The following is a 19,063-nucleotide window of genomic DNA, read 5'->3' as shown; positions in this document are numbered from 1 at the left end:
GGCGCGCTACGCTTCGGCGGGCGAGGCCGCGAAGCCTCGCATCGCCTCGATGGCCTGCGCCCGCATGCGAAGGAGGGCGAGCCCGTCTAGGACGCCGAACAGCTCCCGCTCCGCCTCGCCGCAGTCGCGACCCGCCCCGAGCAGGGCCGTCACCTTCCCGGCCAAGCCGTCGGCGCGGAGTTGTTGCGAGGCGGTCTCGGCGCGCATCGTGCGCAGCATCGTGTCCAGGGGCATCGTCGGGTCGTCCGGTAAGCGCCCACGAACTCGGGCACGGATCAATGCGCGAATACGGCCAAGGTTGCGCCGGCTACCGCCCTAGGCGCGCCATGACGACCTGCCTCGGGATACCTTTCGGGGGTGGGGGTGTTGTCGGCGGCCCCCTCTCTCGGAGACCCTATGTCGAACCCCTTCTGTGCTGCGTTCCTGCTGGCCTTGGAGGCGCAGAAGGTCATCGAGTTGCGGCTGGTTCGGATCGCCTGGGGCGGGCCCGAAGCCCAGGTCGAGATGGTGTCGATGGTCGGCGAGAAGGTCGTGGCCGCGATGGAGGCGGCCAACACCCTGATGGCGGGCGGCACCCACGGCGACGTCGTCGCGCGCTATCGGGAACTGGTCGCCGACAACACCCGCCGCCTCATGGGCTGAGGTGCGGGAGGGCATCGGGGGGGATCGCGGAAGCGGGTGTCCGGCCCGGGATCCTCAGGCGTTGCGCCGGCCGTAGCGTCCCTCTAAGGGCGCCTCGAAATAGCGTCGGTGGGTCACCCGGACGTCAATCTTCTTGCGAAGCGTCCCGGCGGTGAGCGACTCCATGTGAAGGGCGGCCCCGCGGAAGGTCCAGGTGCGTAGCCCGGACAGGATCTCGTCGGGCGTGAGGGAACCGCGCTCGGCGATGAGCTCGGCTATCTCCTGCATGACGCGGTCCCAGAACTCCTCGGCCCGGAACCGGTCGAGTTGGTTCTTGACCTTGGCGACGCGGGCGGCCTCGTCCTCGGCCGCCTTCGTCCGGTCGGCGAGCGCGGCGTTCCCGGTCTGAAGTCTTGTAGCCAACTAGCTCGATCGTTCCGTTCGGAGGCAGCTTTCGAGCGAAGAGCGGCCATTCCAGCAGTTGTGGCAGAAGGTCCGGAAGTGGCGCCTTGTGGACCTTCGGCATGCTTCAGTGCGACTTGAGTGAGCGAGAGGGGGATGCCTTACAGCCGCCTGTGGATGGTCCGAGGGCGCCCTTGGCAGTGATCGCAGGATCGTATCCACTGCGTGTGCACACGAAGCTAAGGCGCCTGCAACTGCAATAACTTAGCTGATGCCTTCTGTTGAGGTCATGTTGGGTGAGAATCCTGGCTACTCACCCGCGGACTGGCGGATCCGCAGAGCGCTGGCCCTCTGCGCTGGGCGACCCGGCAATAGCAAAGCCGGCCCGGCTTGAGCCGGCTCAGCCGCTGCGGCTCTCTTCAAGCTCAACAGACGGCTTGCGCTCGCCCGCGTTTCCAGGAATCTTAGCCGTACACAGCGGTTCGCGCTCGAGCGAACGCGTCGTGTCGCGCCGGGGAAGGTGAAGAAACTGCCCCACGCTGGCCGGCGGCCAGCCTCGGACGCGTAGGCTGCCGGTCGGCGTGGGACCTCACGTGCTTCGTGGTGTATCGACCCTCCGCTCCGCCGGTGGCGTGCACCCCAGGTGCATCGACGCCGGCACGGATGACATCGGGCGCGGCAGCCGGCGCCAAGACATCGCTGAAGTCCCCGGCCGCCGGAGCACCTGTCAAAGGTCGGGGAGCCTACTCCAGCACCGATGTGCCTGCGCCGCTGTCCCCGCAGCGTAAACGCGGACGCATGCCCCGACGCGAGCCTGATCCGCCTCAGGTCGTGGACGATCTCCTGCGCCCGCTGCCCGTCTCACGGGCCGAGCTCGATGTGCTCGAGACCTTCCTCGGCGCCGAGATCGACGCCCTCTTGCGCGATCTGTTGCGATGAGGTGCGCGCCCCCCCCCCAGACCCTGCCGGCCGAAGTCTCGCCCGCACACAGCGCGACGACAGGCCTGTGGATCGCGACGCATCCCGGCTTTGCCTCTTACCATCACAGACTCACCCTGCCGCGACCGTCTGCGAGGCTCAAACCATGAAACTGATCAAGCGCTCGAACGGCTCGCTGCCTGCCCGCGACGGCCAGCTGCGCGCCTGCCTGTACCTGCGCGTCTCCACTGGCCGGCAGGCCGAGAGCGACCTCTCCATCCCCGATCAGCGCAAGTCCGTGCAGGCCTACTGCGCCGCCCATAGCTGGCCCGTCATCGCCGAGCATGTCGAACCCGGAGCCTCCGCCCTCGACGATAACCGCCCCGCCTTCCAGGCCATGATCACCCGGGCCGAGGACGGCGACCGCCCCTATGACGTCATCGTGGTGCACTCGCTCTCCCGCTTCTTCCGCGACGCGCTCGGGCTGGAGATGTATGTGCGTCGCCTTGCCAAGGTCGGGGTGCGGCTCGTCTCGATCACCCAGGAACTCGGCGATGATCCCGCTGCCGAGATGATGCGCCAGATGTTCGCGCTCTTCGACGAGTACAGCAGCCTCGAGAATAGCAAGCACGTCCAGCGCGCGATGAACGAGAATGCGCGTCAGGGCTTCTACAACGGATCCAATCTGCCCCTCGGCTACACACTCGAGGAGGTGGAGCGGCGCGGCAGCCGGATGAAGAAGCGGACGATCGTCGATCCGGTCGAGGCGGAGACGGTTCGGCTGATCTTCCGGCTCTACCGGCACGGCGATGGGCAATCCGGCCCTCTCGGAGTGAAGGCGATTTGCTGCCACTTGAACGAACGGGGCTACCGTACGCGGGCCGGCGCCCGCTTCGGCGTGGCAACGATCCACCGGATCCTGACGAATCGAATCTATGTGGGTGAATGGGGCTTCAACAAGCGCTGCTCGAAGACGGGGCAGGAGAAGCCGAAGGCAGAGCACATCGCCGTTGCGGTGCCGCCGATCATCGCGCTGGATGTGTTCGAGGCCGTGCAGGCGACGCTCAAGGCGCACAATCCGCGCGTCACGCCGGCGCGTGTGGTGTCGGGCCCGATCCTGCTCACTGGACTTGCGACCTGCACGACCTGCGGTGGCGCGATGACGCTTCGGACCGGCACCTCGAAATCGAAGAAGGTGCACAGCTACTACAGCTGCTCGACCAAGGGACGTCAGGGTGCGACGGGCTGCTCGGGCCGGTCGATCCGGATGGCAACGCTCGACACGCTCGTCACGGACCACCTTGTGACTGAACTGCTGCAGCCCGACCGCCTGCGGGCGACGCTGGCATCGCTCTGGGCGCTGAGGGCCGAGCGGGCAGCGGAGGTCGATGTTCGGGGAACTGCGCTACGCGGCGAACTCGCGGCAGCGGAAGAGAAGCTGCGGCGGCTCTACCGGCTTGTCGAGGACGGCGAGGACGAGCCGGACGATCTGCTGAAAGAGCGGCTCTTGGCGTTGCGGGCCAAGCGAGATCTGGCGAAGGCCGCCCTTGCGCGGATGCGCGAGGCCGGTCCGAGCCCATCCGAGATCGGACCTGAGCTGATCGAGCGCTTCGGGCGGCTGATGCGCGAGAAGGTGTCGTCGGGCGAGGTCCCGTTCCGGAAGGCGTGGCTTCAGGCGATCGTCGACCGGATCGAGGTCGGCGCGGATATGATCCGCATCATCGGCGACAAGGAGAGCCTGGAAGCCGCCCTCACCGGCGCAGACGGCACAGCCGTGCCCGGTGTTCGCAGTTCTGTACGCAAGTGGCGCGCCCTGCGGGAGTCGAACCCGCCTCTTCAGCGTGAAAGGCTGACGTCCTAACCGATAGACGAAGGGCGCTGGCGCTGGGCCGGGGCCTCTATAAGCGGGCGCGTCCCGGAGGGCAACGGCTCGTTTGCGGCTTGACGGGAGCGGCCGCGGCCGGTTTGTCGCGGGCGACACCGTTTGGACGAGGCTCGGATCGATGACCACCCGGCGCGACGACAAGGCCGCCCGCCCCCGGGGCCCGCGGCCCGGCGAGGGGCGGCGGCCGGCCCGTCCGTCCCGGCCTGCCGGGGCGGAGGGAGTCGGCGTCCTCTACGGATGGCATCCCGTGGTGCAGGCGCTCGGCAATGCGGGGCGCCGGCTCCACCGGCTGCTCGCCACCGAGAACGCCGCCGCGCGCCTCGCGGCGGAGCTCGGCCCCCTGCGGATCACCCCCGAGCTCGTGCGGCCGGGCGACATCAACGCGCTGCTGGGGCCCGACGCCGTGCACCAGGGCCTCTATCTGGAGGCCGAGCCCCTCCCCGCCCCCGGGCTCGACGATCTGCCGGACAACGCCCTGCTGCTCGCCCTCGACCAGATCACCGATCCGCACAATGTCGGCGCGATCGTGCGCACGGCCGCGGCCTTCGGCGTCACGGCCATCGTCACCACCGCCCGGCACGCGCCCGGCGCCACGGGCGTGCTGGCGAAATCCGCCTCGGGCGGGCTGGAGCATGTGCCCTTCGTCACCGTGCGCAACCTTGCCGAAGCGCTGATCGAGCTCGGCGAGCGCGGCTTCACCCGGATCGGGCTCGATTCCGAGGCGGCGGTCGATCTCGACACGATCACCCCCGCCCGGCCCGCCGTGATCGTGCTCGGCGCCGAGGGCAAGGGCCTGCGCGAGCGCACCCGCACCTGCTGCGACGTGCTCGCCCGCATTCCCTTCACGGGCGAGATCCGCAGCCTCAACGTCTCGAACGCCGCCGCGATCACGCTCTACGCCCTGCGGGTGCGCTGACCCGGGGCTCCGCCCGGATCCCGCCGCAGCGCCCTCGGGCGCCAGAAGGGCCTTCGGGATCCCCGGGGGTTCAGCCCGCCAGCAGTTCGCGGGCGACCGCCCGGTAGCCGATGTCGCGGCGGCAGAAGCCCTCCGGCCAGTCGATCCGGGCGACCGCCGCGTAGGCGCGCGCCTGCGCCTCCTTCACGCTGTCGCCGAGCGCCGTGACGGCGAGCACCCGGCCTCCGTCCGCGAGCAGGCGTTCGCCGTCCTGGCGGGTGCCGGCCTGGAACACCAGGGCGCCGTCGGCTTCCGCCGCGTCGAGGCCGCGCACGGCCGAGCCACGCACCACCGCACCGGGATAGCCGGCGGCGGCCATCACCACGGTCAGCGCCGCCCGTTGCGGATCGAATTCCAGCGCGACCCCTGTGAGGTCGCCCTCGCAGGCCGAGAGCAGGGCCGGCACGAGGTCCGAGCTGAGGCGCGGCATCAGCACCTGCGCCTCGGGGTCGCCGAAGCGGGTGTTGTACTCGATCAGCTTCGGTCCGTCGTCGGTCAGCATCAGCCCCGCGTAGAGGATGCCGGTGAAGGGCGTGCCCCGCGCCCGCATGCCGGCAAGCGTCGGCGCGATGATCCGCTCCATCACCTCCGCCTCGATCTCGGGGGTGAGGATCGCGGCCGGCGAGTAGGCGCCCATGCCGCCGGTGTTGGGGCCGCGGTCGCCGTCGAAGACGCGCTTGTGGTCCTGCGCCGTGCCGCAGGCGATCGCCCGGGTGCCGTCGCAGAGCGCGAAGAAGCTCGCCTCCTCGCCGAACAGGCATTCCTCCACCACCACGGCGGCGCCGGGCTCGGCGAAGAGGGCGCGGAGCGCACCCTCCGCCTGGTCGAGGGTCTCGGCCACCGTCACGCCCTTGCCGGCGGCGAGCCCGTCGGCCTTGACCACGATCGGCGCGCCCTGCTCCCGCACGTAGTCGAGGGCCGGGTCGAGGGCGTCGAAGCGCGCGAAACCGGCGGTCGGGATGCCGTACTCGGCGCAGAGATCCTTGGTGAAGCCCTTCGAGCCCTCGAGCTGGGCCGCCGCCTTCGTCGGACCGAAGGCGCGGATGCCGGCCGCCGTCAGGTCGTCGATGAGGCCCGCCACCAGCGGCGCCTCCGGCCCCACCACCACGAGGCCGACGCGCTCGGCCTCGCAGAAGGCGCGGACCGCCGCGTGGTCGGCCACGTCGAGGTCCGGGCGGTTCTGCCCGTGACGCGCCGTGCCGGGATTGCCGGGCGCCGTGAACAGGCGGGTGCAGAGGGGGCTCTTGGCCAGGGCATAGGCGAGGGCGTGCTCGCGGCCGCCGGAGCCGATCAGCAGGATGTTCATGGGTCGACGCTTGTCCCGGAAAAGCGGCTCCGGGGGAAGGGGGGAGCGGCGGCGCGCCGCGCATCCGGCCCGGTTGGCCGGTCTTTTCCGGACTTTCCTCAGGGGGCCGGCGCAGCGGAGCCCCTTCGCTGGTCCGCCTCACTGGGGCAACACCCCACTCGGTACCCGCTCAGTCCCCCTTCGCCAACGGATCCCTGCCGGCGCCGTTCCCCGCTGCCGTGCCCAGCGCGCCCGCCTCCGGCCGGGCGGGCAGGACCGCCCGGACCGTGGTCCCGACCGCGAGCGCGCTCTCGATCTGGAGGCGGCCCTGGTGGCGGTTCAGGCTGTGCTTGACGATGGCGAGGCCGAGCCCGGTGCCACCCTTCTCGCGGCTGGAGGCCACGTTCACCCGGTAGAAGCGTTCGGTGAGGCGGGGGATGTGCTCGGGTGCGATGCCGGGCCCGTCGTCGCGCACCGTGAGGACGATCTCGGGCCCGTGGCGCCCCTCCATGTGGGCGAGTTCCACCGCGACGCTCTCGCCGCCGTAGCGCACGGCGTTCTCCACGAGATTCTCGACGACGCGCGCCAGCTCGTCCGGCTCGCCCAGAACCGGGAAGGCGCCCTCCCCGTCAAAGGTCACCGTGACCCCGCGCTCGGCGGCGAGCGGGGCCTGCATCTCGACCATCTGGCGGGCGAGGCTCCCCAGATCGACTGGCTTCGTCGGCGGCATGTGCTCGCGCAGCTCGATGCGCGAGAGCGAGAGCAGGTCGTCGATCAGCCGCGTCATGCGCTGGGCCTGGGCGCGCATGATGTCGAGGAAGCGCGCGCGGGCGGGCGCGTCGTTGCGGGCGGGACCCTGCAGGGTCTCGATGAAGCCGAGCAGGGAGGCCAGCGGCGTGCGCAGCTCGTGGCTCGCGTTGGCGACGAAATCGACCCGCATCGCCTCCAGGCGCCGGGCCGCGGTGAGGTCGCGCAGGAACAAGACCACGTTCGGGCCAGACCCGTCCGGCATGGCGAGCGCCCCGATCTGCACCTCGAAGGCCCGCTCGGTCGGCACACGGGTGGCGTAGGCGACCTTGAGGGTCTGGCCGGTGCGCAGGACCTCCTCGATCCCGTCGAGCACGTCGGGCGCGCGCAGGCCGAAGGAGAGCGGGTGGCGCAGGCGCATCGCCGGCAGCAGGGCGCGGGCCGCCGGGTTGGCCTCGATCACCACCGCGCGCCGGTCCACTAGGATGACCGGGTCCGGGATGTTGGCGAGCAGCGCCTCGGCGATGACGTGGCGGTCGGCGCTGCGGGGCTGCGGCTCGGGCGCGGCGGGGCTGCTGCGGCGCGTCCCCGAGAGACCCCCGAGGCAGGCGGCCGCCAGCCCGGCGAGCGCGAGGAACCCGTCGAGCGCGCCCTGGAGCCAGGCCGCCAGGAGGATCAGGCCGATCGCCACCGCCGCGCCGGTCCAGGCGGCCCTCGTCCGGCTGTCGCGGCCCATCTCAGGCGGCCCGCATCCGTCAGCGGCCGCCGAGGCGCCGCTTGGCCTCGAAGGCGCCCAGCATCAGTAGGGCGATGCCGAAGGGCACGAGGTAGTAGCAGACCCGGAACAGCAGGAGCGAGCCGAGCACCTGATCGCGCGGCAGGCTGGAGAGCGCTACCAGGATGGTCGACTCGAACACGCCCGCGCCCCCCGGCACGTTCGAGGCGATGCCAAGCATCGCCGCCAGCACGTAGATCGCCAGGAAGGTGGTGAAGCCGATGGCGAGGCCGTCCGGCAGCAGGACGTAGAGGACGGCCGCCGCCGCGCAGACGTCGCCGATGCCCACGATCATCTGGCCGATCGAGACCGAGGCGCCGGGCAATTCCAGCCGCCAGTGCTTCACGGTCACGCTGCGGCGCTTGGCCGAGACCCAGGCGAGGTAGCCCAGCACCGCCGCGAGCGCGGCCAGCCCCACCCCCTGGTTGATCCGGATCGACGTGAAGGCGAGCCCCGCGAGCTGGCCCGCCTCGATGATCAGGCTCAGCCCCAGCACCACGCCCATGCCGAGCCAGAAGGTGAAGCCCGCGATCACCGTGAGCGCTGCGATCTTGGCGGCGTTGAGCCCGTGCCGGGCGTAGATCCAGTAGCGGATCGTGCCCGCGGTGAAGAGCGCGAAGCCGAGGGTGAAGCTCACCGCGTAGCTCGTGAACGAGGCGAGCGCGGTGACCCAGTAGGGCACGCTCACCCGCAATTGCCGCAGCGCCAGCGCGTCGTAGCCGGTGAGGAAGAGGTAGCTCACGACGACGAAGCCGAAGGCGATGGCGAACTGCTCGCCCGTCTTCTGCACCATCGCGGCGTGGAGGTCGGCCCAGGTGATGTCCTGTGCGAGGTGCCAGAGCACCCCGAGCGAGACGACGAAGAGGACGACGCTCGCGACCGTGCCGATCCAGGCGTAGCGCCTGCGCCCGCGCGCGGCCTCCGGGACACCTGCCGCGCGCGCCTCCGCGTCGGCGTCGACGGCCTCGGCCCGCTCGATCGCCGGGCGATGCTGGCCCTGGAAGTTCATGCCGATCGCTGTCCGCCTTCCTCCGGAGCGGCCGCCCGCCTCGCGACGAGACGACGGCGCCGGGCCGGCATCCGCGGACATGCTGGAACGATGCCTGCCCGGAAACCTGCCAGTGTTGTCGTGTCCGCGGGCAGCCCCGCGGCCTGTCGCCCGCATGTAGGACCTGTGGCCGCGGAAGGCCAGCGACGCGCGCCGCCCTCCACGGCCGCGTCAGGGCGCAGCGATGCCCGTCCGAGATGTCCGCAGGATGACGGAGGCTTGCCCAAGCCCCGCCCGGATGCGCTCGGCCACGGCGGGCGCGGTGCAGACATAAGTCGGGCTCGGATGCGGCACGCCGATCACCGGCAGCCCCGGCCGCAGGGACGCGAGCGCGGGCCGCGCCTCGCCCGCGAAGCGCCCGGCGAGCACCGCCACCGCGAGCCGGGGCAGCAGGTCGAGGAGCGGGGCGAGATAGGGCTCGGCGGCGCGCAGCTCCGCCCGGCGTGGGGCGCGGTTGAGCGCGCCGGGCGCGTGGATGACCCAGGGCACGACGTTCCAGATCAGGGTGTCGGCCCGCGGGATGCCGGCCTCGGCGAGGAACCGGAACAGGTTGGCGGCGGTGCCGGTGGCGCTGTCGCGGGTGACGAAGCCGGTGCGGAGAACCGCGGGTCCCGGCGTCTCCAGCAGGAGGAGCATCCGGGCCCCCACGCCGCCGTCGAGCGGGTCGGGATCGGGGACGGGCGCCTCCCGCTCCGCACTGACGCGACCGGCGAGCGCGCGGATCGGCGCGATATGGGGGGCGTCCAGGAGGGCGCGGCGCGCGGCGAGCTGCGCCGGGTCGCGCAGGGATTTCGGCTGGTCCGGCGCGGCCCCGGTCATACGGCCGCGGCGCACAGCGCCGCGAGCGTCGGCGGCAGCGTGCCGGAGAGGCGGAAGCGCTCGCGCCCCTCCTCCTGCGCCAGCCGCGCCTCCAGGCCGGCCGGGCCGCCGAACTGGAAACCGATCTGGCTGGCATAGGCAGCGCAGGCCCGGAGCTTGGCCGCCTCGCCCTCGGAAGCGAACGTGATCGTGATCTCGGGCAGGCCGGCGAAGAGGGGGGCCAGCGGCTGCTTCGGCTCGGCCGTCCGCACCGTGTAGGGGAAGTCGCGCCACCACAGGACCGGCAGGGCGAAGCCCGGCTCCTGCAGGGCGGGGCCTGGCCCGCGCAGGGCCTCGACCATCCGGACATGATCGACATGCCCGCCGATCGCCTGGGGGGCGAGCAGCACGTCCGGCGCGGTCTCGGCGATCAGCGCCGCCAGGGCGGGGGCGAGCGCGTCGGCGATGCGGTCGTCGGCCCGCGGCGCCTCGAACAGTTCCGGCGCCGAGCCGTAGCCCCGGTGCGGCGCCTCGCGGAAGGGCAGGTGCAGGGGCGGGGCGAGCCCAAGCTGGCGCGCGGCTTCCGCGTCCTCCGCCCGGCGGAGCGCCATGTAGTCGATCTTGGGACCGAGGCCCTTGTCGAGCTGGCAGGCCAGCGCGAAGCCCTGCGGCTCCGGCACCGAGGCGGTGAACACCGTCGCCATCACCACCCGCCAGCCGTTCGTGGCGAGCCGATTCAGCGTGCCGCCGCACGAGAAGGCTGCGTCGTCGAGATGGGGCGAGAGGGCGAGCGCTGTGGGCAAGGGGAGAACGGTCTCGCGCGGTCAGAGCAAGTGCGGCTCGGCGCGGAAGCGGCAGGCCGGATCGTGCGGCAGCGTCTCGGAGAAGTCCGTGTGCGGCGCTTCCGACCTCACCGCGGCGTAGACCTCCATGATCTGCCGGCCGACCGCGCTCCACGAGTAGACCCGGCGGCACTCCTCCAGGCCGGCCTCGGCGATGCGGCGGCGCAGCGCGTCGTCCTCCACGATCCGGGTGAGGGCGCGGGCGAGCGCCGGCACGTCGCCGGGGTCCACGAGGAGTCCGTTCTCCTCGTCGCGCAGGCAGTCCGAGACGCCGACCGAGTGGGTGGAGACGCAGGCCAGCCCCGCCGCCATCGCCTCCAGGATCGTGTTCGAGAAGCCCTCAGCGTAGGTCGGCGAGACGAAGACGTCGGCCGCCCGGTAGAGGTCCGGCACCGTGGCGTAGTCGGCGTAGCCGGTGAAGCGGATCGCGTCCTCGGAGAATCCCAGGCGCTGGGCCAGCTCCCTGGCCGGATCGACGTCCGGCCCGATGCCGGAGATCACCGCGGCGAAGCGCGTGTCCTGCTCGCGGAGCAGCGCCAGCGCCTCGATGAAGTCGAGCACGCCTTTCCGGCGGTCGACGCGGCCGTGGTAGAACAGGCGCACCGGCCCGTCATGGGCGGCCGGCAGCCCGTCGCCGGTCCCTTGCGCGAAGCGCGCGGTGTCGACCGCGCCCGGCACGATGGTGAAGCGGGCCGGATCCGAGCCCAGCCGGTCGCAGACCTCGGCCACGAAGGACTGGCCGCCGATGAGCAGGGCGTTGGCGTGGGCCAGCACCTCGCACATCGCGACCCGATGGGTCTCGCAGCAGGAGCCGACCCAGTGGCCGTCGCCGCCCTGGATCGAGACCACGTTCGGCAGGCCGAGGCGCTTGGAGGCGAGAAGCGTCGCCCAGCCGGTCGGGTAGCCGTACTGCGCGTGCAGCACGTCGAAGGGCTTTCTCGCGTGCTCGGCACAGATCGTCTCGACCATCGTGGCGATGTCGCGCTCGAAATCGCCGCTCTCCTGCTCGCCGAGCTGTTCGAGGCCGATCACCCGCACGCCCGGCACCGGCGGGGGCGGGCCGCCGCCGTAGACGCGGGTGCCGAAGGCGTCGCCCCGGTATTGCGAGATCATCGTGATGTCGTGGCCGGCCTGCACCAATTCGCGCAGCAGGTTCTGCGCGTAGACGCTCATGCCGGAGATCGCCGGGAAGTAGCGGCGGCTGACGAAGCAGATCCTCATTGCGGGCGGGTCTCCTGCACCGGCAGATCGGCGCCGGGGCCCCGGCAGGCGCGCAGGTATTCGAGCGCCTCGGGGATCATCCGGTCCGCCCGGTGGCTCTCCCGGGACAGCTCGACGCAGATCAGCTTGTCGTAGCCCACCGCCTCCAGCGCGTTCAGCACGCCCGGCACGTCCATGTCGCCCTCGCCGAAGGGCAGATGGATGTGGATTCCGCGGGCCATGTCCTCGATCGCCACGGTGCCGATCCGGTCGGCGAATTCGTGCACGGCTGCTGCCGGCTCGCGCTCGCCGGTGACGAGGCAGTGGCCGGTGTCGAGGGCGAGGCGCAAGCCGTCGATCCGCAGGGCGGCGTAGTCGTCGAGCGTCTCGACGAGCATGCCGGGCTCGGGCTCCAGGCAGGGCACGACGCCCCGCTCGGCCGCGTAGGCTACGACCTCGTGGAGCCCCTCGGCGAGCCAGCGCCGGGCCTCGTCGTGGTCGACGCCGGGCTTTGGCACGCCGGCCCAGAACGAGATCGCCTCGGAATGCAGCATCGCCCCGATATCGATGGCCCGCTTCAGGAAGCCGACGCGCCGGGCGCGGCCCGCGGCGTCGGCCGTCACGAGTGTCGGCTCGTGCTTGGCGGTGGGATCGAGCAGGAAGCGGGCCCCGGTCTCGATCACCGAGCCGAGTTCGAGCTTTTGCAGAAGGCTCGACACGCGGCCGGCCTCCGCCGCCCAGTTCTCGGCGAAGGGGTCGAGGTGGTGGATGTCGAGCGTCAGCGCCACGCCGTCGTAGCCCGCCGCCTTGATGAGGCGCAGGGCGTCGTCGAGCCGGTGGTTGGCGGCGCCATTGGTGTTGTAGGCGAAGCGCAGGCTCATGCGGCGCGCCCCCGCTGCTCCAGCCGGAAGGGCGCGTGGTGCGATTCCGGCTCGCGGTAGAGCGGGTAGTGGCTGCCGACGATCTCCTCGGCGAGCGCGGTGTCGAAGAGCGGCTGGCCGCCGAAGCGCTCGATCGCCTCCGGGGTCAGCCGCACCGGCCGCAGGGTCTCGCTGGCCTCGCCGAAGCGGATCAGCGGGTGCTCGCGCTCGAGGAGCTTGCGGGTGTTGCGCTCGCCGATCCGGTAGTAGCTCATGGTCTCGACCTCGAGACCGGGCACGATCGCCTTGGCGACGCCCACGCCTCCGCCGGGCGGCGAGCAATCGACGTAGAGCACGTCGAAGCCGGCCTGCTCCAGCCGGTCGCAGGCGATCCTGCCGCGGGCGTGGCCGTCGGCGGCCTCCTGGGTCGGCAGTTCCGAGAAGCGCTTGGTGGAGCGCTCGGAATAGACCGTGCCGGCGAGCACGCCGTGCAGGCCCTCCGGCGGCAGCACGATCCAGTCGAGCATGGCCTTGAGCGCCCGGCTCTCCTCCAGGTCGAGGCTCGGCAGGGCCTTCTGGATGAAGGCATCGACGTAGCCCGGAGGCGTGATGCGCCGCGCGAAGTCGAGGGGCCCGTGGCCGAAGCTCTTGCGCACCCGCGCGGCCTGGAATTCGAGCAGCGCCTTGCGCAGGGCCCGGTCGCGGTCCGGGTCGCAGGCCTCGCCGCAGGCCGAGAGCGCGATCGGGGTCGGGGCGTCGGCGAGATTGCTGTCGTAGCCGACCACGTAGAGGTTGGTCAGGCCGAACTGGTCGGTGGCGAATTTCGGCAGTGCCCGGATGCCGAGGCTCTCCAGCCGCGCCAGCATGGCGGCGTTCTCGTCCGAGATGCCACCTTCGAAATCGAGCATCACGCCCTGGTCGAGGGCGCGGAACAAGAGGCCGTTGCCGTCGCGCTGCAGCAGTTCCAGCACGCCGTGCCCGAGGGCGAAGTCCACGTCCGGGCCGGCGCCGAGGCCGTTGGTGATCAGGTTGGTGAAGGGCGTGTAGCCCTCCGACAATTCGAAATAGTCGGTCGCCGCGACGTCGAGGGGCATCAGCACGGTCTCGCCCGTGCCGCGGCGGGTGGCCGGGGTCCATTCGAGCACCGTGTCGCGCCCCACGGGCGAGCCCGCCGGCAGGCAGAGCGTCAGCGGGTCGGCGACGGATTTCGGGCCGAACACCCGGACGAGGTCGTTGTAGGAGCCGCGCTCCTTCTTGCGCGGCATGACGGCGAGCGACGGCATCAGGTTCTCGGCGATCTCGGCGACCGCGCCGATCAGCGCCTCGTCGTCGGTGGCGCCGTAGCCGATGCCGGACGGCATCGCGCCGACGAAGAAGGGATCGTCGAGGAAGAGCGAGACGAACCAGACCGGCACGCCGGTGCGGTCGAGGGGCGCGAGGTTGAAGCCGACGACGCGGCCCGGGGGCAGCACGTCGAGATAGGCCCGCACGGGGTCGGGCAGGCGCTCGGGCAGGCCCTCGATCCGGCGCGGGGCGCCGTAGCTGTAGGGCCGCGGCGCCTTGATGCGGGCGTGGCGGGCGCGGGCGTCCTGGTCCTGTTGGCTGGGGGTCGTCATGGATGCACCTCAGGACAAACGCGGTTGATCAGGGCGGCTGGCGCGGCTCCCCCCTCTCCCCGCGCGGGAAGAGGCCTGTCTGCACCCCGTCGTGCAGACAGGAAGCGGAGGCGAAGCCGCAGCGGCGGTGAGGGGGCTTGTCCGGATAAGCCTCTTCCGTCGAAGCCCCCTCACCCCCGCGTCGATCCCTTCAGGATCGATGCGCCGGCTCGCTCCGGCGACGACCAGGTCGCCGGAGCCCTCTCCCCGCGCACGGGGAGAGGGGAGGCCGCGATCTTCAAGGTGATGATCCGGAAGCACGGCGCTGAGGTGAAGGTCGGCGTGCATCACGGTTCGAACCTCCCGCCCCCACCCCGGTCGCTCGCGTAGGCGCCCACGACGAGCCGCATCGTGTGGAGATCCCGCGCCGCCGCGTAGGCCTCGCGCTCCGCCGGGCGGCGCAGCGCCGAGCCGAAGGCGCGCACCTGCTCGGTGAAGGGCGAGGCGTCCCTGTCGAAGGCGACATCCTGGGCCGCGCCCGATGCACCGTCGATGAACGTGAGGCGGCCGCCGGCCACCTGCCCCATCGTGTTCTCGGCGACCATCTGGCCGCGCGTGCCGACCACCTCCAGGCGGCGGCGCGGCAGCGCGTCCGGGCAATTGTAGGCGACGTTGAGACTCGCCAGCACGCCGCTCTCCGTGCGGCCGATCAGCAGGGCGCCGTCGTCCACGCTGTAATCCTGCGCGCGCGCCTGCGTGAGGGCGGCGATCTCGCGGATCGACTCGTCCAGCAGGAAATCCACGAGGTCGAGCCCGTGCGGCGCGAGGTCGATCAGCGCGCCGCCCCCGGCCCGGGCCGGATCGATGCGCCAGTTGTCGTGGCCTGCCTGCGGCGCCCAGTCCCGGTGCAGCCAGCAGGCGTAGACGATGCGCAAAGCCGTCACGGTGCCGAGGCGTCCGGTCCGGACCGCGTCCCGCATCAGGCGGTGGGCCGGGTGGTGGCGCTGGTCGAAGGCGGTGCCGTAGAAGATGCCGTGGGCCTGGACGGCCGCCGCCATCGCCTCGGCGTCGCTGAGCGAGGCCGCCATCGGCTTCTCGCAGAGCACGGCCTTGCCCGCGGCGGCCAGCGCCTCCACGGCCTCGCGGTGGAGATGGTTCGGCGTCGCGACGTAGACCGCTTCCACCTCGGGATCGGCGATCAGGCCGGCGAGGTTCGCGTAGGCCCGCGCTCCCTCGGCCTCGGCGGCCGCGCGGGCCGCCTCGCCGGGATCGCAGACCGCGACCAGCCGGTGCCCGGCCTCGCGGATGCCGGGCGCCATGTAGTCGCGGGCGACCCAGCCGTAGCCGACGATGCCCCAGCGGACGGGCTCCATCACCAGCGCTCCGGCAGGTCGACGAACTCGCGCCGCCGCACCCGGTCGGATTCCGCCGCCTCCGGCACCCCGGTGAAGCGCAGGCGCTCCGGCCCTTCCGAGTGCAGCGGGTAGGTGACGAGGCGGGCGTACTCGGCCTCGTAGCGCTCCGAGGGCCAGCGGATGGTGAAGCCGCCACCCGCGTCCGGCTGGTAGAGCGGGTTGAGGTGGAGTTCCGTGCCGGCCGGCGGCAGGGTGAGGCCGTCGATCACCGCGCGCGGGGCGGGCCGCATGCCGGGCCCGGCCACCACCGAGAAGGCCTCGCAGGCGCGCAGCTCCCCGGGCTCGCGGGGGCCCGGCGCGCGGGCCTCGACGAGCGCCCGCGTCAGCTCGGCGTCGTCGTAGACGAGGGCGTCCGGGAACAGCTCGGCGATGTCCTCTGCGGTCACCGCGCGGCCCGCCGAGAAGCCGGGGCTCTCGGCGTTGTGGATGTGGCTGATCGCGAGCCAGCCGTCGTCGCCGGCCGTCTGGCGCAGGGATTCGAGCAGGCGCGGCTTGTCGTCGAGGAAGTAGAAGGCGTCGTTGCAGAGCACGAGGTCGACCGGTGCGCCTGGGATCGGCCAGTGCTCCGAGGCCGCGTCGAAGCAGACGAGCTGCGCCTTGTCCCCGACCACCCAGTGCCGGGCGACCCAGAGCTTGGCGAAGACCACGTCGGCGCCCGCCACCTTGTGGCCGCGCCGCTTCAGCTCGCGCAGGTAGTGGCCGATGCCGCAGGCGAACTCGAAGACGCAGGTCGGCTCGTTCCAGTGCGCTTCCAAGAGCGCGAGGCCCGCCAGATAGGTCGGGTCGCTCCAACGGTGCAGGAAGTAGTCGCCGACCCGGCCCCAGCCGAGGAGCCGCACCGCGTCGCGCAGGGTGGCGGTGGCGCGGCTCTTGACGAGCTGTCGGATCTCGCCCGCGTCGGCCGGCGGCCCGGTCCACCAATCGTCCTGGTCGGCGAGCAGCGCGCAGAGCGCCTCGTCGGGCTCGCCCGCGTCGAGATGGGCGATCACGCGCTCGATCAGCTGGGCGCGGTTGATGCGCAGATAGGGGATGCCGTCGATGACCGGCCAGCGCGCGCCGGTCTCCTCGTCCGCGAGCGAGTGCGGGCGGTCGGCGCGGAGCGGGTTGCCGGTCTCGGGCGAGCGCAGGGCGAAGGGAATCATGGACTCAATCTAGAGCGCTCTCCGCCGAAGTGGACGCCGGTTCGGCGCAAGAGAGCACGTCAAAACAAGAGCTTAGAGCCGCGCCCGATTGCAACGCGATCGGGCGCGGCTCTAGGCCCGAACGGGAGACCCGCGACGCCGGGCCCGGAGCAGTCCCCTGCCCCGGAACGGTCTCGCGGGTTCCTCCCGATCACGGAATCCGCATATCGGCCAGAACGCGGTCGTGGAAACCCTTCACCGGGCCGGCATGCACGAGTTCCATGTCATCCAGCACCGTCTGCATCGTCAGCGAGGCGGCGTTTAGGTGCTGGGCGATCTGGAGCACGCGGTCGATGCAGTCGGCGGCGTGGAAGGCGCGGCCCTCGGCGGTCGCGTCGTCGGGCAGCACCGCGCGGGCGCGCACGACCTGGTCGCGCAGAGCAGGATCGAGCGCGTCGAGCGCCCAGCGCGCGGTGGTCTCCATGATCGGCCCGAGATGGTCACCGAGCAGCATCTCGCCGGTGAAGCCGGCATCCGGCATCGCGGCGTTGTGGAAGTGGTGCGCCATCGCGGCGAGGAACACGGTCGCGGGATCGGCCCGGTAGAACGGGCTGAGCGCCACGCCGTAGACCGCCACCATCAGGCAGTGCTCGGCGTGGTTCTCGGGCGGCTCGAGGAGGATCCGGGCGCGGCCCGGGCAGGTCACGCCCGCCCGCGGCTGCTGGGCGAGCGCCGCGACGAAGCCCGGCAGCGGGCCCGGCACCACCTCGGTGCGGATCTGGAGGCGCTCGCGCAGCCGCTCGCGCAGCGCCGGATCGAGCGCGTCCGTCACCGCGTCGAAGCCCGAGACCAGCACCTCGGCGACCGCCGCGTCCGAGAGCCCGGCCGAGGCCAGGAAGGCCGCGTCGAGGTCGCAGAGGCGGGTGGCGGCGAGCGCGGTGGCGGTGATGTCGAGGGCGACCTCCTCCGGGCTCGCGCCGCCGGTCAGCATCCCCCACCCTTGCGCGAACAGGCGCTCGGCGATGGAGCCGGTGCGGCCCGCCGAGCGGACGCGCTTCAGGTCGTTCAGCTCGACCAGGAGGTCCCGGAGCTCGAGCGGTGCGGCGGGGCCCGAGGGGGCCCCACCCTGATCGGCCGCGGCCATCAGTTCACGCCGAGCCAGTCGCGCAGCATCTTCTCCTGCTTGCCGAAGGCGTGCTCGGGCCCGTGGCCGTTCTTGACCATCGGAGCCTTGAAGAAGGTCGAGAGCTGCTCCTGCACGCCGCCGTCGCCGCGCTTCTTGGCCAGATCCAGCACGCGGGCGATCTCGATCACCAGGGGGGCTGCCAGGATCGAGTCCTTGCAGAGGAAGTTCACCTTGATCTGCATGCGCTGGCCCATGAAGCCGGTGACGTCGATGTTGTCCCAGGCTTCCTTGTCGTCGCCGCGCGGGCGGTAATAGTGGATGTGGACCAAGTGGTCCTCGACCGGATAGCCGAGGATCGAGTCGAGCACCGTGCCCTTGGTGTTGAGCTTCGACTGCAGCGAGTTCGGGTCGTTCAGCGCCAGGCCGTCGCGGTTGCCCAGGATGTTGGTCGAGAACCAGCCGTCGACGTGCAGTGCGCGGGCCTTGAAGGCCGGGGCCAGCACCGTCTTCATCATGGTCTGGCCGGTCTTGCCGTCCTTGCCGGCGACCGGGACGTTCAGTTCCTTGGCGAGCTCCAGCAGCGCCGGCACGTCGGCGGCGACGGAAGGCGTGAAGTTGGCGTAGGGGACGCCGCTCTTGATCGCCGCGTAGGCATAGAGCATCGCGGGCGAGATCGACTCGTCGCTTGAATCCAGGCCCCGCTCGAAGGCCTCGGCCGAGTTCAGGGTCGGGTCGCTGAGGTCGGGCCAGCGCTCGGTCGAGGCGAGGTTGACCACCACCACCTCGTCGAGGTTGCTCTCCTTCTGGAAGCGGCGCAGGTCGTTGGCGATGACCGAGACCGCCTCGCGGTGGTCCTTGGCGACGATGCGGTTCTGGCCGTCGATGTTCTTGCAGAACTTCGCGCTGCCGACCGCCGGCCAGGGCGTGATGCCCTTGAGCACCTGGGCGCCGTTCTCGATATCCTGCTTCGTCAGGACGCCGTGGCCCGCGGCCGCGGCGGCGAGATCGTCGCCGTTGAGGTCCCAGCCCCCGAAGACGAGGTCCTTGTAGTCGGCCATGCCGGCGACGGAGACGCCGGCGAGCGGCAGCCCGTCGAGTCGGTTCGATCCGGACTTGATCATCTCGATGCCGGCGATGGCGGTGGTGGCGACGGCCCCACCCATACCAACGAAGGCAACGCCGACACGGCGACCGGTCTGCATGCTCATCGGACGGGTACTTCCTCAACTGCGTGGCGCGGCGGCTCTTGTCGTGGTCACTGTCGGGCTGCCGCCGCGGGGCCCTGTAACTGGAGCGTACGGGCCTCGTTCCAAGCCCGGCACGAACACAGATGTGGCGCGGTTTGGATGAGCCGAGCCTGAACACGGCGGCGAATCGGCAGAATTCCGAGGACGTAACGCCGCATCCGTCCTGCCACGCGAGGATCACGCGAGGATCACGGCAGCGTCCCATTCTGGTCACGTCGGCTGT

The 19,063-nt window shown here is 71.6% G+C and carries 16 protein-coding genes, 1 tRNA gene and 1 pseudogene; 3 read left to right on the top strand and 15 right to left on the bottom strand.

Annotation, left to right across the window (positions count from 1 at the left end):
- Positions 1 to 6: 6 nt before the first annotated feature.
- A complete protein-coding gene (locus tag DK427_RS16420) occupies positions 7 to 234 on the bottom strand; it encodes a hypothetical protein (protein ID WP_109952199.1) in 228 nt (75 codons plus the stop codon).
- Positions 235 to 396: 162 nt separating this feature from the next.
- Between DK427_RS16420 and DK427_RS16415 the strand changes: the two genes are divergently transcribed.
- A complete protein-coding gene (locus tag DK427_RS16415) occupies positions 397 to 642 on the top strand; it encodes a hypothetical protein (protein WP_109952198.1) in 246 nt (81 codons plus the stop codon).
- Between the two features lie 54 nt (positions 643 to 696).
- Here DK427_RS16415 and DK427_RS27120 read toward each other — a convergent pair whose 3' ends face one another.
- Positions 697 to 1,044 carry a hypothetical protein gene (locus tag DK427_RS27120; RefSeq protein ID WP_245930591.1) on the bottom strand — a complete coding sequence of 116 codons (348 nt, stop codon included), beginning with the start codon at positions 1,042 to 1,044 and terminating at the stop codon, positions 697 to 699.
- Between the two features lie 1,063 nt (positions 1,045 to 2,107).
- Here DK427_RS27120 and DK427_RS27115 point away from each other — a divergent pair.
- Positions 2,108 to 3,232, top strand: a pseudogene (locus tag DK427_RS27115) (recombinase family protein); the annotation flags it as partial.
- 513 nt (positions 3,233 to 3,745) lie between these two features.
- Here the strand turns inward: DK427_RS27115 and DK427_RS16400 are convergent.
- Positions 3,746 to 3,820: transfer RNA gene (locus tag DK427_RS16400), tRNA-Glu, on the bottom strand.
- Positions 3,821 to 3,944: 124 nt separating this feature from the next.
- On the opposite strand from DK427_RS16400, the gene DK427_RS16395 reads away from it, so the two are divergent.
- Complete coding sequence (locus DK427_RS16395) at positions 3,945 to 4,742, top strand: TrmH family RNA methyltransferase (RefSeq protein WP_109952197.1); 798 nt, start codon at positions 3,945 to 3,947, stop codon at positions 4,740 to 4,742.
- Positions 4,743 to 4,812: 70 nt separating this feature from the next.
- Here the strand turns inward: DK427_RS16395 and purD are convergent, their stop codons facing one another.
- The 12 genes from purD to DK427_RS16335 all read right to left on the bottom strand — a co-directional run bounded on the left by purD (position 4,813) and on the right by DK427_RS16335 (position 18,801).
- Entirely contained in the window at positions 4,813 to 6,087 is a 1,275-nt protein-coding gene (purD, locus tag DK427_RS16390; protein ID WP_109952196.1) for a phosphoribosylamine--glycine ligase, read from the bottom strand.
- Positions 6,088 to 6,256: 169 nt separating this feature from the next.
- The gene (locus tag DK427_RS16385; protein WP_109952195.1) at positions 6,257 to 7,549 is read right to left on the bottom strand and encodes an ATP-binding protein; all 1,293 of its coding nucleotides are present in this window, start codon (positions 7,547 to 7,549) and stop codon (positions 6,257 to 6,259) included.
- 19 nt (positions 7,550 to 7,568) lie between these two features.
- Positions 7,569 to 8,597 carry a putative bifunctional lysylphosphatidylglycerol flippase/synthetase gene (locus DK427_RS16380; protein ID WP_109952194.1) on the bottom strand — a complete coding sequence of 343 codons (1,029 nt, stop codon included), beginning with the start codon at positions 8,595 to 8,597 and terminating at the stop codon, positions 7,569 to 7,571.
- Positions 8,598 to 8,807: 210 nt separating this feature from the next.
- On the bottom strand, positions 8,808 to 9,455 hold the full coding sequence (locus tag DK427_RS16375) for a uracil-DNA glycosylase (RefSeq protein WP_109952193.1): 648 nt from the start codon (positions 9,453 to 9,455) through the stop codon (positions 8,808 to 8,810).
- The gene (locus tag DK427_RS16370) at positions 9,452 to 10,237 is read right to left on the bottom strand and encodes a PIG-L deacetylase family protein (RefSeq protein ID WP_109952192.1); all 786 of its coding nucleotides are present in this window, start codon (positions 10,235 to 10,237) and stop codon (positions 9,452 to 9,454) included. Before DK427_RS16370 ends, DK427_RS16375 begins: the two co-directional genes overlap by 4 nt.
- 21 nt (positions 10,238 to 10,258) lie before the next feature.
- Entirely contained in the window at positions 10,259 to 11,497 is a 1,239-nt protein-coding gene (locus DK427_RS16365) for a glycosyltransferase family 4 protein (protein WP_109952191.1), read from the bottom strand.
- Positions 11,494 to 12,357 (bottom strand): sugar phosphate isomerase/epimerase family protein, encoded by an 864-nt coding sequence (locus tag DK427_RS16360; protein WP_109952190.1) that lies wholly within the window; start codon positions 12,355 to 12,357, stop codon positions 11,494 to 11,496. Before DK427_RS16360 ends, DK427_RS16365 begins: the two co-directional genes overlap by 4 nt.
- A complete protein-coding gene (locus DK427_RS16355; protein WP_109952189.1) occupies positions 12,354 to 13,952 on the bottom strand; it encodes a YcaO-like family protein in 1,599 nt (532 codons plus the stop codon). Before DK427_RS16355 ends, DK427_RS16360 begins: the two co-directional genes overlap by 4 nt.
- 326 nt (positions 13,953 to 14,278) lie before the next feature.
- Complete coding sequence (locus DK427_RS16350) at positions 14,279 to 15,304, bottom strand: Gfo/Idh/MocA family protein (RefSeq protein ID WP_109952188.1); 1,026 nt, start codon at positions 15,302 to 15,304, stop codon at positions 14,279 to 14,281.
- Entirely contained in the window at positions 15,304 to 16,488 is a 1,185-nt protein-coding gene (locus DK427_RS16345) for a class I SAM-dependent methyltransferase (RefSeq protein ID WP_109952187.1), read from the bottom strand. Before DK427_RS16345 ends, DK427_RS16350 begins: the two co-directional genes overlap by 1 nt.
- A gap of 190 nt (positions 16,489 to 16,678) precedes the next feature.
- Positions 16,679 to 17,611 carry a hypothetical protein gene (locus DK427_RS16340; protein WP_109952186.1) on the bottom strand — a complete coding sequence of 311 codons (933 nt, stop codon included), beginning with the start codon at positions 17,609 to 17,611 and terminating at the stop codon, positions 16,679 to 16,681.
- The gene (locus DK427_RS16335; protein WP_109952185.1) at positions 17,611 to 18,801 is read right to left on the bottom strand and encodes an inositol-3-phosphate synthase; all 1,191 of its coding nucleotides are present in this window, start codon (positions 18,799 to 18,801) and stop codon (positions 17,611 to 17,613) included. Before DK427_RS16335 ends, DK427_RS16340 begins: the two co-directional genes overlap by 1 nt.
- Between the last annotated feature and the right edge of the window lie 262 nt (positions 18,802 to 19,063).

It is taken from the genome of Methylobacterium radiodurans (assembly GCF_003173735.1).
Classification (GTDB): domain Bacteria; phylum Pseudomonadota; class Alphaproteobacteria; order Rhizobiales; family Beijerinckiaceae; genus Methylobacterium; species Methylobacterium radiodurans.
Note: the sequence above shows the minus strand (reverse complement) of the source record. Positions and strands in the feature narration are given on the sequence as shown.

What these genes read in the sequence shown, in the direction of transcription:
- DK427_RS16375 (WP_109952193.1), bottom strand. Translation starts at nt 9,455, where the DNA reads ATGACCGGGGCCGCGCCGGACCAGCCGAAATCCCTGCGCGACCCGGCG.
- DK427_RS16350 (WP_109952188.1), bottom strand. Translation starts at nt 15,304, where the DNA reads ATGGAGCCCGTCCGCTGGGGCATCGTCGGCTACGGCTGGGTCGCCCGC.
- DK427_RS16360 (WP_109952190.1), bottom strand. Translation starts at nt 12,357, where the DNA reads ATGAGCCTGCGCTTCGCCTACAACACCAATGGCGCCGCCAACCACCGG.
- DK427_RS16355 (WP_109952189.1), bottom strand. Translation starts at nt 13,952, where the DNA reads ATGACGACCCCCAGCCAACAGGACCAGGACGCCCGCGCCCGCCACGCC.
- DK427_RS16345 (WP_109952187.1), bottom strand. Translation starts at nt 16,488, where the DNA reads ATGATTCCCTTCGCCCTGCGCTCGCCCGAGACCGGCAACCCGCTCCGC.
- DK427_RS16365 (WP_109952191.1), bottom strand. Translation starts at nt 11,497, where the DNA reads ATGAGGATCTGCTTCGTCAGCCGCCGCTACTTCCCGGCGATCTCCGGC.
- DK427_RS16385 (WP_109952195.1), bottom strand. Translation starts at nt 7,549, where the DNA reads ATGGGCCGCGACAGCCGGACGAGGGCCGCCTGGACCGGCGCGGCGGTG.
- purD (WP_109952196.1), bottom strand. Translation starts at nt 6,087, where the DNA reads ATGAACATCCTGCTGATCGGCTCCGGCGGCCGCGAGCACGCCCTCGCC.
- DK427_RS16340 (WP_109952186.1), bottom strand. Translation starts at nt 17,611, where the DNA reads ATGGCCGCGGCCGATCAGGGTGGGGCCCCCTCGGGCCCCGCCGCACCG.
- DK427_RS16415 (WP_109952198.1), top strand. Translation starts at nt 397, where the DNA reads ATGTCGAACCCCTTCTGTGCTGCGTTCCTGCTGGCCTTGGAGGCGCAG.
- DK427_RS16335 (WP_109952185.1), bottom strand. Translation starts at nt 18,801, where the DNA reads ATGAGCATGCAGACCGGTCGCCGTGTCGGCGTTGCCTTCGTTGGTATG.
- DK427_RS16395 (WP_109952197.1), top strand. Translation starts at nt 3,945, where the DNA reads ATGACCACCCGGCGCGACGACAAGGCCGCCCGCCCCCGGGGCCCGCGG.
- DK427_RS16420 (WP_109952199.1), bottom strand. Translation starts at nt 234, where the DNA reads ATGCCCCTGGACACGATGCTGCGCACGATGCGCGCCGAGACCGCCTCG.
- DK427_RS16380 (WP_109952194.1), bottom strand. Translation starts at nt 8,597, where the DNA reads ATGAACTTCCAGGGCCAGCATCGCCCGGCGATCGAGCGGGCCGAGGCC.